The sequence below is a fragment of the Rhizomicrobium palustre genome, assembly GCF_011761565.1.
Taxonomy (GTDB): Bacteria; Pseudomonadota; Alphaproteobacteria; order Micropepsales; family Micropepsaceae; genus Rhizomicrobium; species Rhizomicrobium palustre.
In genome coordinates, this window is sequence record NZ_JAASRM010000001.1 from 944,975 (window position 1) to 961,295 (window position 16,321).

The window sequence follows — 16,321 nt, forward strand, 5'->3', positions numbered from 1 at the left end:
TTTCCTCTAAACCCGACAGTCAATGATCAAGCATTTGTGGTTTTTGGAAAGCAGCACCCCACCGCTTGAACCGCGCACCCCAAACGAAAAGCGGGCCTGCAATTTCTTGCAAGCCCGCTGATCTGATCATCTGAAATCGTCAGACTAGTTGGTCTGGCGGCGCAGGAAGGCCGGGATTTCGAAATCATCCCGCTTATGCTCCGGGAAGAGATCGGAATCGCCCATCTGCGGGGCCGGGCGCTGCGGCTCGACATTGACCGTGGCGCGGGCCTGCGGCGCACGCTGCACCGGCTGGGTCTGCATCCGCGGCGCCGGCTCCATGCGCACTTCTTCCTTGGGCTTGCGGCCGCGGAAGAGACCCCAACCGGACTTCTTCTCCGGCTCGGGCACGCGCTGGACAGGCATTTCCTCACGCACAGTCTGACGCGGCAGCGGCGCCGGTTCCGGCTCGACATAGGTCATCGCCGGCTCGGAAATCTCGCGGCTGCCGAGAATGGCCGCTTCGGCCGCGCTGTGTTCGGCGAGATTGGATTCAATCTGCTCGATGTTGCGGCGGACCGGATTGGAAACCGGCGCGGGCTCCATCACGGGCTGCGGCGGCGGCACGACCGGGTTGTTGATCTTGGCGCGATGAAGGGCGGCAGCTTCCTGCAGCTTCTCGCGCGGCGACTTCTCAACCGGCATGGCTTTCAGGGCCGGGCGTCCGGGGAATTGCTCTACATTCTTGCCGACGCGCATTTCGGCGGCATCGATGCCGGTGGCGACCACCGAAACGCGGATGCGCCCTTCCATGTCTTCAAGAATGGTGTTGCCGAAGATGATGTTGGCGTCGGGATCGACCTCGGCGCGGATGCGGTTCGCGGCCGCTTCCACTTCGAACAGCATCAGGTCCGGACCGCCGGTGATGTTGATCAGCACGCCCTTGGCGCCCTTCATCGAGACATCGTCGAGCAGCGGGTTGGAAATGGCCATATCGGCGGCCTTCTGGGCGCGATCTTCGCCCTCGGCCTCGCCGGTGCCCATCATCGCCTTGCCCATCTCGGTGATCACCGACTTGATGTCGGCGAAGTCGAGGTTGATGAGGCCCGGGCAGACGATCAGATCGGTCACGCCGCGCACGCCCGCATGCAGCACATCGTCGGCCATGGCGAAGGCCTGGGCGAAGGTGGTGCGGTCGTTGGCGACGCGGAAGAGGTTCTGGTTCGGGATGACGATCAGGGTGTGGACGTATTGCTGCAGCTCGGCAATGCCCTTTTCGGCAATGCGCATGCGGCGGTCGCCTTCGAAGGCGAAGGGCTTGGTGACAACGCCGACGGTCAGGATGCCCGCTTCACGCACGGCCCGCGCGATGACCGGCGCCGCGCCCGTGCCGGTGCCGCCGCCCATGCCAGCGGTGATGAAGACCATATGGGCATCTTTAAGATGCTCCATGATCTCTTCGAGCGTCTCCTCAGCGGAAGCGCGGCCAATATCGGGCTGAGCGCCAGCGCCCTGGCCTTCGGTGACATGCGCGCCAAGCTGGACGCGGCGATCGGCTTTCGAGCCGGCCAGCGCCTGGGCGTCTGTATTGGCCACCAAGAACTCGACGCCTTCGAGCTTGGACGCGATCATGTTGTTGACCGCATTGCCACCAGCGCCGCCAACGCCCAGGACCGTGATCCGGGGGCGCAGCTCTTGCGGTTCGGGCGCTTTAAAACTGATCGCCATGTTCTTTCTCCTTGGCTTGTCGCGCTTTACTCGCCATTAGCCCAGCGAATCATCTTCTTATTGTTGAATCATCCGATGAGCCCTCCGGTCAACCGAGAGAGCCAACCTTTAGTGCCATTTTCTGCTTGTTGTGACTGAAGTTCCGGATTGAGGACCTCCGGAGGCATTGTTGCACCCGCCATCAAAAGCCCAACGGCGGTGGCATAATCTGGTCCTGCTGAAGATGCAGGCAATCCTGCTTGCGGACGCGGACGCCCGACACGCACTTGTTTATTCAACACGCGGCCCGCCAATTCGCGCGCACCGGCGAGCTGGCTGGCACCGCCGGTGAGCACGAGACGGCGGCCCGCCGCCACATCAAAACCGGACTCCCGCAAGCGCTTATGCACTTCGCTGAAGGTTTCTTCGAGGCGGGCTTGAATGATTCTGGTGAGCATGGAGCGGGGCACGCGCAGATCGCCCTCTTCATTCTCCTCGCCCATCTGCGGGATGGAGACGACATCGGCGCCTGACTCCAGGTCACCCAAAGCCGCGCCGTAGAGGACTTTGGCGCGTTCTGCCGCAGCCAAAGGCGCCGCCAGCATCACGGCGATATCGTTTGTCACAGCCTGGCCGCCAATCGGGACCATATCGGCATGCACCAGATGGCCCTCCATGAAGACGGCAATCGAGGTGCAGCCGCCGCCCATGTCGATGATGGTGGCGCCGAGCTGCTTTTCATCATCGGTAAGGACGGAAAGGCCCGAGGCATAAGGCGCGAAGAGCGAGGCGGCGACCTTTAAATGGCCACGCTCCACCGCGAGGCGGAGGTTGGAAAGCGGGGTCGGCTTTACCGCCACGCCATGCATGGTGACGCCGATGCGCTGGCCGACCATGCCGGAGGGATCGCGCACGCCAAAGGAGTCATCGACCACATAAGAGGTCGGCATGGACTGGATCACCACATGGCCTTCGAGCTGGCAGCGGGCCCGCCCCTCGGACAAAAGGTGGCGCAGAACCTCGTCATTGACCGCGACACCTTCCGGCAGGGGAATGGCGGTGCGAGAGGTCACCGTGGTGGGGCTGCCGCAATTGACCGAGATCAGTACGTTCTGCAGACGGGCATCGGCGAGATTTTCCGCCGCCGCCACGCAATCGCGGATGGATTCCTCCGCCGCGGTCATCTCCATCACCGTGCCGGAGCGCAAGCCCCGACTTTCGCGCAGGGCCGCGCCCAAGACCTTGATCGAGCCCGGCTCGCAGCGGGCGATCAGGCAGACGGTCTTGGTCGAGCCAATATCCAGCACCGCGACCAAGCCGGTGCGGTAGGCCGGAACGCTCTCGCCTGCTTTCAGGCGCACCGTTTCACCCATCAGATCGCACTCCCCGTTTCCGCCCGCTTCTCTCTCTGGGTCCCGCCATTACGCAGGAAGAAGTAGAGATAGGCCGCATTCCGCAAATCAATCTCCCGGATATCCTTTTCCAAGATGCCTTTGTCGAGAATCAAACGATCGAGCTCGGATAATTCTTTGTCCCAACCGGTTTCCGGGAATTTGACCACCACCCCGTCGTCGAGCAGCAGATTCCACCGCCGTCCCGATTGGTATTGATACGCCGTCACCCGCGAAAGAATGGAGCGGTGACGCGCCACCGCGTCGAGGAAAGGCCCGGCGTTTTCCGGTGCACCATCCCCCATGAGAAGCGGGAGTTTGGCGAATCTCGCCATTCCGTCTGCCGTGATGACATGGCCGTCGCGCGCCACCACGACGAGACTTTTGTCGTCTTGCCATCGGGCATAGGGCTCGCGCTCAATGATGTGGACCGAAACATCATCGGGATAACGACGGCGTACTTCGGCATCGGCCACCCAAGGCAGCGAAAGGAGGCGCGCCCGCGCCGCCTGCAAATCCAACGCGAAAATGGTCTGGCCGTTATGGAGGCGCAGGGCCGCCATGATATCGCTCGCCTTGGTGCGATGATTGCCGTCGAGGTGGAGTTTAGAGACAACAAAACCCGCGCGCGAGGCGACGCCACCAACCGCCGTGTCGGTGCGCGACATCGTGCGCTCGATCATATGGCCCGCAATAATGGCGGCCACGATGGCGCCAAAGACCAAGGTCACCGTCAAAAGCAGCATCGGGCGGCGGAATAGGCCAAGCATGACGGCGCTCAGCTTTCCACCAACACCTTGGCTGTCGTTACCACGGCGCGGCTGAGGCGACGAGCGCGAGACGCCGCGCGCCGGGCTGCGCCCGCTTTGCCCGCGCGGTTTTGGGGCTCGTCTTTCCTGGCTCACCGGTCGCAACTTGCATCCTCCACAATCCAGCGGCAGAGAGCGCGATAGCTCATGCCGTTATAAGCGGCCTGTTCAGGCACCAGGGAGGTGGGCGTCATGCCCGGCTGGGTATTGGTTTCGAGCAATACCAAACGATGCTTGCCGTCCGTATCGTCATAGCGGAAATCGGTGCGCGACACGCCACGGCAGCCAAGCGCCACATGGGCGCGCTCAGCGAGTTGTTTGGCTTCAGCAGCTACATGTTCAGGAATCGGCGCCGGCAACGTGTGCTTGGAACCGCCGGCTGCGTATTTGGCTTCGTAATCATAGAATTCGAGGCTGGTGGTGATCTCGGTGACTGCCAGCGCCTGGCTGCCCATCACGGCAACCGTCAGCTCGCGCCCCGGCACATATTCCTCAACCATCATGAGATCCGTGAGGTTCCATTTGTCGGAACCCAGCTCCGCGGGCGGACGATTGTCGCCCTTGCGGATGATGAAAACGCCCACCGAGGAGCCCTCATTGACCGGCTTCACCACATAGGGCGGCTCCATCAGATGCTCGGCGGCGGCGGCTTTGCGATCCACCACGATGGACTTCACGATCGGCAGGCCTGCGGCGGCATAGATATCCTTCGTGCGCTGCTTATGCATAGCGAGCGCCGAGGCGAGCACGCCGGAATGGGTGTAAGGAATACGCAAGAGCTCCAAGAGGCCCTGGACGCAGCCATCTTCGCCAAAGCGGCCATGCAGCGCGTTGAAGACGACATCGGGCTTGGCTAAAACTAGCGCGGCGGAAAGGTCACTGGCCGCCGGATCGATTTCAACGACGTCGAAACCTTCCTCTCGCAGGGCATTTGCGCAATTGGCGCCTGAGACCAGACTGACCTCGCGTTCGGAGGAACGCCCGCCCAACAGCACGGCTACTTTGGTCATGATTCCCCTCCGGCGACACCGACGCGCTTGATTTCCCATTCGAGGTCTATGCCCGACGTTTCTTTCACGCGGCGGCGCACTTCCTCGCCCAATGCTTCGATCTCGGCCGCGGTGGCGTTGCCGAGATTGATCAAGAAGTTGCAATGCACATCCGAGACCATGGCATCGCCGATTTTCAGCCCGCGGCAGCCCGCATCCTCGATCAGCTTCCAGGCATGGGCGCCGGGCGGATTCTTGAAGGTGGAACCGCCCGTCTTGGCCCCGATGGGCTGGGTGATTTCACGCCGGGCGAGCAGCTCTTCCATGCGCGTGCGCACGGCAGCGGGTTCATCACCATGACCTTCGAACACCGCTTCGACAAAGACGAAATCCTTGGGCACGCCGGATTTACGATAGACAAAGCCCATATCGGCAGCGGAAAGGACGTGCTTTTTACCCTGTCCGTCGATGGCGGTGGCTTCCACGAAGATGTCCTTCACCTCCGAGCCATAGCAGCCCGCATTCATGCGCAATGCGCCACCGATGGTACCCGGCACACCGCGCAGGAACTCGAACCCTGCGATCCCGGCATCCGCCGCTTTGCGGGCAACTGCGGAATCCAGCGCCGCCGCACCGGCGCGTACACGAAGCCCATCCACCTCCACCTTGCCGAACGCCGCCGGAAGGCGGATGACGACACCAGGGATGCCGCCGTCGCGCACCAGAAGATTGGAGCCGACGCCAATGATGGTGATGGGCACGCCCGCCGGTTTGCCTGCGAAGAAGGCGGCAAGATCATCGGCATCGGCCGGACGGAACAACACTTCCGCCACGCCGCCCGCGCGAAACCACACAAGGTCCTTCAGCGCTGCGCCGAATTGATAGGTACCGCGAACTTGAGGCAGCGGGGCCGACATTTATTTAAGCGCCTCCAGCGCGCCTTGCAGTTTGTGAGCCCAGGCCGAAATCGAACCAGCGCCAAGGCAGACCACCGCCCCACCCGGTTTCATATAAGGCGCGATTAGCGACGCCAGATCAGCCTCACCTTCGATGGTGAGGACATGGCGATGGCCATGGGCGCGCAAAGCATCCGCATATGAATCGCGGTCAAACCCTTCGATGGGCTTTTCCCCAGCCGCATAGACCGGGGCCACGATCGCGATATCGGCATCGTTCAGGCATTTGGAGAATTCTGCGAAAGTATCGCGCAGGCGGGTATAGCGGTGCGGCTGCACCACCGCGACCACCGGCCCCGTGTAAGCCTGGCGGGCGGCTTTCAAGGCTGCCGCGATCTTGAAGGGGTTATGGGCGTAATCATCAATGATCGCCGTGCCCTGGAATTCACCAACCTTGGTGAAACGGCGACCCACGCCACGGAAGGTTTCAAGTGCGTGACGAATGGTTTCGTCAGAGACGCCAAGCTGGCTCGCCACCGCGATGGCCGCGAGCGAGTTCTGCACATTGTGCTCACCTGGCATGGGGAGCTTGAGATTTTCCAAGCGGCGTTCCGTGCCCGCACGGCGGTCAGCCACGATGACATCGTAGCAAGAGGCGCCTTCGGCAAAGCGGATATTAACGGCGCGGATATCGGCCTGAGGGCTCATGCCATAGGTTATGATGCGCCGGTCGGTGATGCGCCCCACCATCGCCTGCACCTCGGGATGATCGATGCAAAGCACGGCGAAGCCATAGAACGGCACATTCTCGACAAAGCGCTGGAAGGCGTCGCGTAGATTGTCGAAATTCTTATAGTAATCGAGGTGATCGGGATCGGCATTGGTCACGACCGCGATGGTGGAGGGCAAGCGCAGGAAGGTGCCGTCGCTCTCATCGGCTTCCACCACCACCCACTCGCCCTGCCCCAGCCGCGCATTGGTGCCATAGGCATTGATGATGCCGCCATTGACCACGGTGGGATCGAGCGCACCCGCATCAAGTAGCGCAGCAACCATCGTCGTCGTCGTGGTCTTGCCGTTCGTGCCAGCAACCGCGATGCAGGATTTCAGCCGCATGATCTCGGCGAGCATCTCAGCGCGGCGCACCAGCGGCAGACCTTTGAGGCGCGCGGCATCGAATTCAGGATTGCCCGGCTTCACCGCTGAGGAATAAACCACGACATGGGCTTCAGCGAGATTTTCTGGCGAATGGCCGACATGCACGGGGATACCCATTGCCTTGAGGCGCTTCACATTGGCATTGTCCGCCGCGTCGGAGCCCTGCACGCGATAGCCAAGGTTATGCATGATTTCAGCGATGCCGCTCATGCCGATGCCGCCGATGCCAATGAAATGGATGGCGCCAATATCAAGCGGAACACGTGTGGCGCTCATCGCTTGCCTCCCAGTGTTTCGACAAGATCAGCCAAGGCTCTGGTCGCATCCGGCTTGGCGAGACTGCGCGCCGCCGCGGCTTTTTCCGCGAGCGCCACAGGGTCGGCAAAGGCCGCTTGCAGCATGGCTGAGATTTTCTCGGGCGTGAAATCGGTTTGCGGCACACGCCAGCCCCCGCCAACCTTCACCAGCGCTTCGGCGTTGGGGGTCTGGTTGTCATCGAGGGCATGCGGCAGCGGCACCAAGATCGCGGGCCGGCCAATACAGGCAAGCTCACTCACCGTGCCCGCGCCAGAGCGCGCGATGACGAGATGTGCTTCGGCGATGTGCTGCGGCATATTCTTGAAGAATGAAGCCAGCTCGGCACGAACACCCATCGCCGCATATTCGTTGCGGACGCTTTCAAGATCTTCCGGGCGGCATTGCTGGATGATGTTGAGTTTGGCGCGGAAAGCTTCCGGCAAAAGCTTGATCGCGGCGGGCATGCGTTCGGAGAAAACACGTGCGCCCTGGCTGCCGCCAAATACCAGCACACGATATTCATTGGTCGGCGATTCGTAAGGTGCAGCGGTGAGCGCAATCACCTCGGGACGCAGAGGATTGCCCGTGTAAACGATCTTTTTGCTGTTTTTGGGCAAAAAGCGCACCAGGGGCAGATTGGCCGCGATTATCCGCACATAATTCATAATCAAGCGATTGGCGCGACCGAGCAACGCATCCGGCGAAAGGATCGCTGTAGGCAATCCCGCAAAGCATGCCGCCAGCATCACCGGCACCGACGGATAGCCGCCAAAGCCCACCACAGCCGAGGGACGGATGCTTTTCAATTTTGCAAAAGAAACAACGATCCCAGCGATAATCTCGAAGGGCGCGGAAATGAGCCGAATAGTGGAGCGATCCGAAAAGGCGGCGGAGGGCACGATGGCAATCTCGGCGCCTGGAAACACATCACCATAACTCTTGCCGCGCTTGTCGGTCATGACGACGATCTTTTGGCCGCGTGCCTGCAATTCCTTGGCGAGCGCTTCTGCCGGGAAGAGGTGCCCGCCCGTACCGCCGGTGGCGAGAACTATGGTCATGCCCGCGCCCTCCCTGGATTCGCTATGTAGCCTGGCGTCAGCTTGGGCTTTTGCAATTCGACTTGCGGGCGCTGACGGCCGAGCGCCAGGGCAAAGCCCATCGTCAGGGCCACGGCGAACAGAGACGAGCCGCCCGCGGAGATGAAGGGCAATGTCATGCCCTTGGCGGGCAGCAGATTGACCGCCACCCCCATATTGATGAAGGCTTGTAGGGCGACGACGGTCGCAAGGCCCGCGCCCGAGAGCTGGGCAAAGCTATCCTTGGATTTCACCGCACGCAGCAAAAGGCGCACGGTAAGCGCGCAGAAGAGCAGCGCGATAATGGCGCAAAGCCAGAGGCCGAACTCCTCCCCCGCCACGGCGAAGATGAAGTCCGAATGCACGTCCGGCAGGCGATACTTCACCGTGCCGGCGCCCGGACCGACGCCGAGCAATCCGCCATGCGCGAAGGCTTTGAGCGACAGCCCTGTCTGATAGCCCTTCTCCGTCGGATGCATGAACTGCTGCACGCGATGCTGCACATGAGGGAACAGGAAATAGGCCATGGTGGCGAGCCCGGTCGCCCCGCCGGCGAAAACCCAAACCCATTTAAGGGCCATCCCTGCGAAGAACAGCAGCGAGCCCCAGAGGCCGAGCAGCAAAAAGGTCTGCCCCACATCCGGCTGCAAGAGAAGGAAGAATAGCGCCGGGCACAAAACCAGGAAGGTAATCGCCGGCTTGGGAATGGGCGCCTGCTTTTCGCTCGCCAGGATCGCACCAGCAAGAATGGCAAAAGAGGGCTTCAGAAATTCGGAGGGCTGAAGCGTGAAGACCTTGAGGTCTAGCCAGCGGCGCGCCCCGAGGGTTTCGGCCCCCAACACCAGCACCAGGGCCGAGCCGATGACAGCTACGACAAACACGATCGCCGCCACCTTGCGCAGATCATCGCGTTCCAGAAGCGATGTTCCGAAGAGAATAGCGATCGCGATGCAGGCGAACACCACCTGCTTAGCCGCGAAAATAAAATTGCCCGCTGTATGCGGACCGCCACTTGCCGCCGGACTTGCCGCAACCGCAAGCATCAGGCCGATGACGAGCAGCACAAGCACCATCATCGCAGCGGGACGATCTATCGTCCACCACCAATCGGCCAGGAAGTTGCGGCTGGCTCGGTTCATGCGGCCTCCGGCTTCAGCTTCAAAACTGCCGCACGGAAGGCTTCGCCACGCTCCTCGAAATCCTTGAACTGGTCGAAGGAAGCACACGCTGGAGACAAGAGTACCACCGGCGCTTCCGCCGCGAAATGCGCCGCATCCGATGCCGCCGCAACCACTGCCTTGGCCAGCGTGCCACAATGCTCGAACTCGACCTTGCCCTTCAGTGTGGCGGCAAATTCCTCTGCCGCATCGCCAATCAGATAGGCCTTGCGAATACGGTGGAAGTGCGGCTCCAGCGAGGTGATGCCGCCCGCCTTAGCGCGCCCGCCGATGATCCAGAAGATATCGTCGAAACATACCAGCGCGCGTTCCGCGGCATCCGCATTGGTGGCTTTAGAATCATTGATGAAACGCACCTTGCCCACACTGCCCACATCTTCGATGCGGTGGGTGAGGCCGGGGAAGGACACAATGGCGGCGGCAAGCGCGCGCGCATCGGTGACATAAGGCTTCACCGCGGCATAAGCGACGGCGGCATTCTGCCAATTATGCGTTCCTGGAAGGTGGGTGGCCGCCGAAAGCTCCATGACCTTTGTGGCGCGATCGTTCTGCGCATTATAAAGGGCACCATCGAGCACAAAGATGCCGCGCCCCAGAACCTTGCCGACCGAAACAGCGACACAAGGCGCGCCACCATTGGAGCTAAGCTGGGTGAAGATCGAGGCGGTGAAGTCATCATCGACGCCGACGATATTGAGACCGGATTTGCGGGTCTGCTGCAGCAGCTTCTTTTTGACCGCCGCATAGCCTTCGAGCGAACCATGCCGGTCGATATGATCCGGCGTGATATTGGTCAGCACCGAGACTTCTGGCGCAAGGCCGGGCGACAAATCGATCTGATAAGACGAGATTTCGATCACATAGATCGTGCGCGCCCCCGGCGGTTCAAGATCCAGCACCGGCTGGCCGATATTGCCACCAACCTGCGCATCAAAACCGGTCTCTTTCAGGATATGGCCTATCAGAGCGGTAGTGGTGGATTTGCCATTGGTGCCCGTGATGGCGATGAGCGGCACATCCGGCAAGGTGCGGGCGAAAAGCTCGATATCGCCGATCACGTCCACATCCCAATCGCGGGCCCGCAGCACAACGTCATGCGGTTTGGGGTGGGTCAGCGGCACGCCCGGAGACAAGATCACAGCCCCGAGACGGTCCCAGGGCCATTCCTCCCAGGAGACGATCTTGGCGCCAGCGGCGCGTGCAGCTTCGCGAAGCTCTTCCTTGGAGTCAAAAGCGTAGACGTCAGCGCCGCCCGCCTTCAGCGCGCGCACTGACGAAAGCCCCGAGCGTGCAAGCCCGAAGACACCGACCGATCTGCCATGGAATGCTTCGACCACGATCATTTCGTCACCTCAGCTTCAGGGTCGAAAGACCTATCAGTGCCAGCACTACCGCGATGATCCAGAAGCGGATCACGATGGTCGGCTCGCGCCAGCCCAATTGCTCGAAATGGTGATGGATGGGCGCCATACGGAAGACCCGCTTGCCCGTGAGCTTGAAGGAGACGACCTGCACGATCACCGAGACGGTTTCGAGCACGAAAAGTCCGCCGACAATGGCGAGCACGATTTCATGCTTGACCGAGACGGCGACCGCGCCGAGCGCACCACCCAGCGGCAGAGAGCCGGTATCCCCCATGAAGACCGAGGCCGGTGGCGCATTATACCAGAGAAAGCCCAGGCCCGCGCCGATCAAGGCGGCAAGAAAGACCGCAAGCTCGCCCGTGTCACGCACATAGATGAGCTGGAGATAGGTGGCGAAACGCTCGTTACCGACCATATAGGCGATGATCACGAAAGCCGCTGCCGCGATCATAACCGGCATGATGGCAAGGCCATCGAGCCCGTCGGTGAAATTCACCGCATTCGCTGAGCCAGCGATCACGACAGCACCGATGACCAGAAAGAACAAACCGAAGGGAATAAGGAGATTTTTGAAGAAGGGCACAGCGAGCGCGCCACTCTGGCCGGCCGGTTCCAACTGCATGATGGCGAAGGTCGCGATGAAAGCGACGCCGAATTCGACCAGAAGCCGAAGTTTGCCGCTCACGCCCGCCGTGTTGCGCTTGGAGACCTTCAGATAATCATCGGCGAAGCCTAAAAGCCCATAGGAAAGCGTGACGAACAGCACGATCCAAACATACCAGCTCGTCAAATCTGCCCAGAGAAGGGTCGAGACCATGACGGAGATGAGGATCAACAGCCCGCCCATGGTAGGCGTGCCCTTCTTCTCAAGGATATGGCGTTGCGGGCCGTCCTCGCGGATCGGCTGGCCTTTACCCTGCTTCACCTTCAACCAGGCGATCAGGCTCGGCCCAATCCAGAAGGCAATGAACAGCGCAGTGAGCACGGCGCCCGCCGAGCGAAAGCTCAAGTATTTGAACAGGCGCAGAAACGCCATCTGATCGGCATGGGGCAGGTAAAACAGGAAATGGAACATGGATCAGCCCCCGAACCTACTCTTGAGCGCATCGATCACAACCGTCATGCGGCTGCCGTTCGAGCCCTTCACAAGAACCGTATCGCCATCCCGCACGGCTTCGGTCACGAGGGGCGCGAGCTCAGCGGAATTGGCAGCATAGGACGCGCCGCTCAGCACATCGGCGAGCGACTTCATATTCGACCCCGCGAGAAACACGCGATCTGCAGCAGCAAGATGTGCGGCGAGGCCCGCATGTAAATCCGGCGATTGCGGACCAAGCTCCAGCATATCACCCAGCACAGCGACCTTGCGGCCAGGCGCCTTGCTCAGCAGCGCCAGAGCCGCGACCATTGATGCGGGGTTAGCGTTGTAGCTCTCGTCGATGATTTCGATATTGCCAGCCTTGATGCGGGCACCCCGGCCTTTCAGCGGCGCGAAATCGGCGAGCGTTGCGGCAGCCATTTCAGCATCACCACCCGCGACTGAAACGGCCAGCAAAGCCCCAAGTGTGTTGGACGCGATGTGCGCACCTGGCGCGCCAACCACCGCATCAATGGCTTTGCCCTGGATTTCAGCTTTGAGACGGATACCGCTCGCAGCTTCTTCGACACTGATGAGACGCGCATCGGCGCATTGAGCGGAGCCGAAGGTCAGGATATTCGTGACGCCAATCTGTTTGGCGCGGGCCCGCAGACGCTCGCAATACGGGCTATCAACCGGCAGTAAGGCAAAGCCGCCCGGCATGAGGCCTTCGAAAATCTCGGACTTGGCGTCAGCAATGGCTTCGCAATTGCCGAAGAATTCGAGATGTGCGGGCGCAATCGTCGTGACGAGCGCGATATGCGGACGCACGAAAGAGACAAGATTTCGAATCTCGCCAAAATGATTCATGCCGATTTCGAAAACACCGAAAGCGGCTTCTCGCGGAAAATTGGCGAGCGAGAACGGCACGCCCCAATGATTATTGAAAGACGCGCCCGATGCATAGGTTTGGCCCAGCGCTTCGAACGCGAGCTTCAGGATTTCCTTAGTGGTGGTTTTTCCCGCGCTACCGGTGACGCCAATGATCTTGGCAGCGCTACGCGCCCGCGCGGCCCGCGCGAGATCTTCCAACGCGCGCTGCGTATGAGCGACAGTGATGGTCGGACCACCTTCAACGGATTTCGACACCAACGCCGCGCCAGCCTTGTTTTCGAAGGCATTGGCGGTGAATTCATGCCCATCTTTATTTTCGCCCTTGATGGCGACATAGAGCTCACCTGGCTGAAGCTTGCGCGAGTCGATGGCAAGGCCAGTAACCGTGAACGGCGCAGAGGCGCGGCCGAGCGTGGCGCGCTCGATCTCCTCCGATGTCCACAGGGGAGAGATGTTGGGCGGGCTCATGGCAGATACTCCTGACCACCCAAGGCTATGGCGGCTTTGACCGCTTCGGCGCGATCCAAGAAAGGGTGGACCGTAGCGCCGACGATCTGTCCGCTCTCGTGACCTTTTCCAGCAATCACGAGAACATCGCCAGATGAAAGCTCGGAAATGCCCGTATGAATGGCTTGCGCGCGATCATCGATTTCGGCGGCACCCGGCGCAGCGGCGAGAATTTCGCTACGGATAGTCGCGGAATCCTCCGTACGCGGATTATCATCCGTGACAATGATCCGGTCGGCGAGCCGCGCGGCAATGGCGCCCATCAAGGGACGTTTTCCTTTATCGCGGTCTCCACCACAGCCAAAAACCACAACAAGCTTGCGCTCGGTATGCGGGCGAAGGGCGGTTAAAACCGTTTCAAGAGCATCAGGTGTGTGGGCGTAATCAACAAAAATGGGCGCGCCGGAAGCAGCGATGGCGACTTTTTCAAGACGCCCAGGCGCACCTTTCAGATGCTCGAGCGCCTTGAAGACAGAAGCCGGATCTTCGCCAAGGCCGATCGCCATGCCCGCGGCGACGAGCGCATTGGAAGCCTGAAAAGCACCCGCGAGCGGCAGCGCGATCGTATAAGTCTGGCCCGCGAATGCGATGTGCAGTTCTTGGCCGTCCAAGGAGGGTTTACGTGCAATAAGTTTGATTCCGCCACCGTGCGCGCCAACGGTGATAAGGCGGAGACCGCGTTGCGACGCCACGGCGACAAAGTGTTCGGAATATTCGGCATCTGCATTCACCACCGCCGCCGCACCGTCTTCAGCAAGCTCGCGGAACAGGCGGAGCTTGGCTTCGAGATAGGCTTCCAGACTGGCGTGGTAATCCAAATGATCGCGGGTGAGATTGGTGAAACCCACGGCAGAGATCTTCACGCCATCGAGGCGATATTGATCGAGCCCATGGCTGGAGGCTTCGAGTGCCAAATGCTCAACACCGTCTTTCTCCAGCGCGGCGAGAATCTCATGCACTTCCAGCGGCCCGGGAGTGGTGTTGTCGAGCTTGATCAAGCCAGTAGGTGTGACAACCCCAATCGTGCCCATGCTGGCAGCTTTCTTGCCGAGATGGGTCCAGATCTCGCGCAAGAAAACGGCGATGGAGGTTTTGCCATTGGTACCGGTCACCGCCGCAACCGTTTCGGGTTGAGCCCCAAAATACAGCGCCGCCGCCTCAGCCAGCGCAAGGCGGGGATTTTCTGCGGCGATGAATTGAGCGCCAGCCGCTTTCACTACACCGCCGATTTCAGGCCGGCCCAGCACCGCCACAGCACCGCGCGCGACCGCGTCGGCGACAAAGCTTGCGCCGTCACCCTTCGCACCAGAAATCGCCGCGAATAAATAGCCCGGCTTTATCCGCCGGCTGTCGCTGGAGATTCCGGTGAATTGCGTCACCGTTTCCAGTCCTGCCGCCACCGCTTTACCCGTACCCATCAGGTGTTCTCTTTAGTGGCGGTTATCGGATTGATCGGCACCCCGAGCAAGGGCGCGACACGCGAAATCACATGTCCGGCAAGCGGCGCTGCGGTGTGCCCGGCGAGCGCAAAACCACCGGTTGCTTTGGTCCCGTGTGGCTCATCCAGCAAAACAAAAACGAGATAGCGCGGGTTTTCTGCAGGAAAAACAGCACAAAATGATGTCATCAGTTTGTGCGCTTGATAGCCACGGCGGCCGGGTTTTTCCGCAGAACCGGTTTTGCCCCCGACATCATACCCAGGCACATCGGCTTTTTTTCCCGTGCCATTCGTCACGACATAGCGCAGCAGACCCCGCATAGCTTCGCTGGTCTTTTCAGAAATAACCTGTTCGCCACGGCCATCCTCAGGATGTTTCACAAAGGTCGGCTGAATCCGCCGCCCGCCATTAACGATGGATGCGGCAGCCGCGGCAAAAGACAGCGGGCTGACGGAAATCCCATGGCCAAAGCCAATGGTGGCCGTTTCGACGATGCCCCAGTTCGATGGGTAAAGCGGGCGCGCCCGCTCCGGCAATTCGCTTTTCAAGGGGGCCATCAGCCCAAGGCTGGTGAGAAATTCACGCTGGCGCACGCCGCCGGAACGCAGTGCGATCTGGGCCGAACCGATATTGGAGGACTGGCCCAGAACATCGCGCGCACCGAGATAAGCCGGCATATGCTCGGCTTCGTGAATGGTGAAGCGGCCAATCTTATACCCATTGCCAACCGGCAGGCTTTCGTCCAGGCGCAGCTTACGATCCTCGAGCCCCAGTGCGAAGGTGAAGATCTTGAACACGGAGCCAAGCTCGTAAATGTCCTGCGCCATGATGTTGCGCGCGGAGTCACCCTCTTCGAACTGGCGGGTATTGGGATCGAAATCGGGTAGCGATACCATCGCGAGCACTTCACCGGTGCGCACATCCAGCACCAAGCCGCCTGCCGCACGCGCGCGAAATTCGCTCATGGCCGCGGCAGTTTCATGGGCCAGAATGAACTGCACCCGCTTGTCGAGCGAGGTCGCAACAGGCTGATTGCTGTGCAGCTTCTGCTCAAGGCCGAGTTCCAACCCCGAAACGCCTTTGCCGTCGAGGTCGGTCACGCCTAGCACTTGGGCAAGGGTGCGGCCATCGGGATAAAAGCGCTTGGAATTGGGTAGATACTCAAGACCCGGCAGCTTTAGCGAGGCGACCTTTGCCTGCGCGGTGAGCGAGACCTGACGCGCGATCAGGGCAGAGGGGTATTTGTCCTTCAGCACCGCCGTCACGCGTGCCATGTCCGCGCCGGTGGCGTTGGAAAGTTCGACCGCAGCGCGATGCTTGTCCTTGATCATTTTCGGGCGAGCATAAAGATCGCCAGCCGGAAGATCACGTGCGATCAACTCGCCATTACGGTCCAACAAATCAGCCCGGCCCAGCATCAACACCGGCGGGCGCGTTTTCGGCGGCGGTGTATGCACAAAAGCCGTCACCAGCACCAGGCGCACGCCCACCGTCAGGAAGGCGAGCACGGAGATCACCATCCCGATCAGTATGCGTCGCTGAGTGACGGTTGGCGTCAT

13 protein-coding genes are annotated in these 16,321 nt (G+C 60.8%); all 13 read right to left on the minus strand.

Translation table 11 applies throughout. The features are described 5' to 3' along the window. Positions 1–144: 144 nt before the first annotated feature. A complete protein-coding gene (gene ftsZ / locus FHS83_RS04075) occupies positions 145–1,707 on the minus strand; it encodes a cell division protein FtsZ (RefSeq protein ID WP_167081179.1) in 1,563 nt (520 codons plus the stop codon). Between the two features lie 68 nt (positions 1,708–1,775). Continuing rightward, positions 1,776–3,059 (minus strand): cell division protein FtsA, encoded by a 1,284-nt coding sequence (gene ftsA, locus FHS83_RS04080; RefSeq protein WP_167081181.1) that lies wholly within the window; start codon positions 3,057–3,059, stop codon positions 1,776–1,778. Then, on the minus strand, positions 3,059–3,847 hold the full coding sequence (locus tag FHS83_RS04085; protein ID WP_167081183.1) for a cell division protein FtsQ/DivIB: 789 nt from the start codon (positions 3,845–3,847) through the stop codon (positions 3,059–3,061). The genes ftsA and FHS83_RS04085 overlap by 1 nt, the downstream gene beginning before the upstream one ends. Positions 3,848–3,978: 131 nt before the next feature. Beyond that, entirely contained in the window at positions 3,979–4,896 is a 918-nt protein-coding gene (locus FHS83_RS04090) for a D-alanine--D-alanine ligase (RefSeq protein WP_167081185.1), read from the minus strand. After that, positions 4,893–5,792 carry a UDP-N-acetylmuramate dehydrogenase gene (gene murB, locus FHS83_RS04095; protein ID WP_167081187.1) on the minus strand — a complete coding sequence of 300 codons (900 nt, stop codon included), beginning with the start codon at positions 5,790–5,792 and terminating at the stop codon, positions 4,893–4,895. Before murB ends, FHS83_RS04090 begins: the two co-directional genes overlap by 4 nt. Further along, the gene (gene murC / locus FHS83_RS04100) at positions 5,793–7,205 is read right to left on the minus strand and encodes a UDP-N-acetylmuramate--L-alanine ligase (protein ID WP_167081189.1); all 1,413 of its coding nucleotides are present in this window, start codon (positions 7,203–7,205) and stop codon (positions 5,793–5,795) included. Next, positions 7,202–8,284, minus strand: coding sequence for an undecaprenyldiphospho-muramoylpentapeptide beta-N-acetylglucosaminyltransferase (gene murG / locus FHS83_RS04105; protein ID WP_167081191.1), 1,083 nt, complete (start codon positions 8,282–8,284; stop codon positions 7,202–7,204). Before murG ends, murC begins: the two co-directional genes overlap by 4 nt. Continuing rightward, positions 8,281–9,441, minus strand: coding sequence for an FtsW/RodA/SpoVE family cell cycle protein (locus tag FHS83_RS04110; RefSeq protein WP_167081193.1), 1,161 nt, complete (start codon positions 9,439–9,441; stop codon positions 8,281–8,283). Before FHS83_RS04110 ends, murG begins: the two co-directional genes overlap by 4 nt. Beyond that, positions 9,438–10,823 (minus strand): UDP-N-acetylmuramoyl-L-alanine--D-glutamate ligase, encoded by a 1,386-nt coding sequence (gene murD, locus FHS83_RS04115; protein WP_167081195.1) that lies wholly within the window; start codon positions 10,821–10,823, stop codon positions 9,438–9,440. Before murD ends, FHS83_RS04110 begins: the two co-directional genes overlap by 4 nt. 4 nt (positions 10,824–10,827) lie before the next feature. Continuing rightward, entirely contained in the window at positions 10,828–11,919 is a 1,092-nt protein-coding gene (gene mraY / locus FHS83_RS04120; RefSeq protein WP_167081197.1) for a phospho-N-acetylmuramoyl-pentapeptide-transferase, read from the minus strand. A 3-nt stretch (positions 11,920–11,922) separates the two neighbouring features. Beyond that, positions 11,923–13,284 carry a UDP-N-acetylmuramoyl-tripeptide--D-alanyl-D-alanine ligase gene (locus FHS83_RS04125; protein WP_167081199.1) on the minus strand — a complete coding sequence of 454 codons (1,362 nt, stop codon included), beginning with the start codon at positions 13,282–13,284 and terminating at the stop codon, positions 11,923–11,925. Next, positions 13,281–14,741, minus strand: coding sequence for a UDP-N-acetylmuramoyl-L-alanyl-D-glutamate--2,6-diaminopimelate ligase (locus FHS83_RS04130; RefSeq protein ID WP_167081201.1), 1,461 nt, complete (start codon positions 14,739–14,741; stop codon positions 13,281–13,283). Before FHS83_RS04130 ends, FHS83_RS04125 begins: the two co-directional genes overlap by 4 nt. Continuing rightward, positions 14,741–16,321: a peptidoglycan D,D-transpeptidase FtsI family protein gene (locus FHS83_RS04135; protein WP_167081203.1), complete on the minus strand. Its 1,581-nt coding sequence runs from the start codon at positions 16,319–16,321 to the stop codon at positions 14,741–14,743. The genes FHS83_RS04130 and FHS83_RS04135 overlap by 1 nt, the downstream gene beginning before the upstream one ends.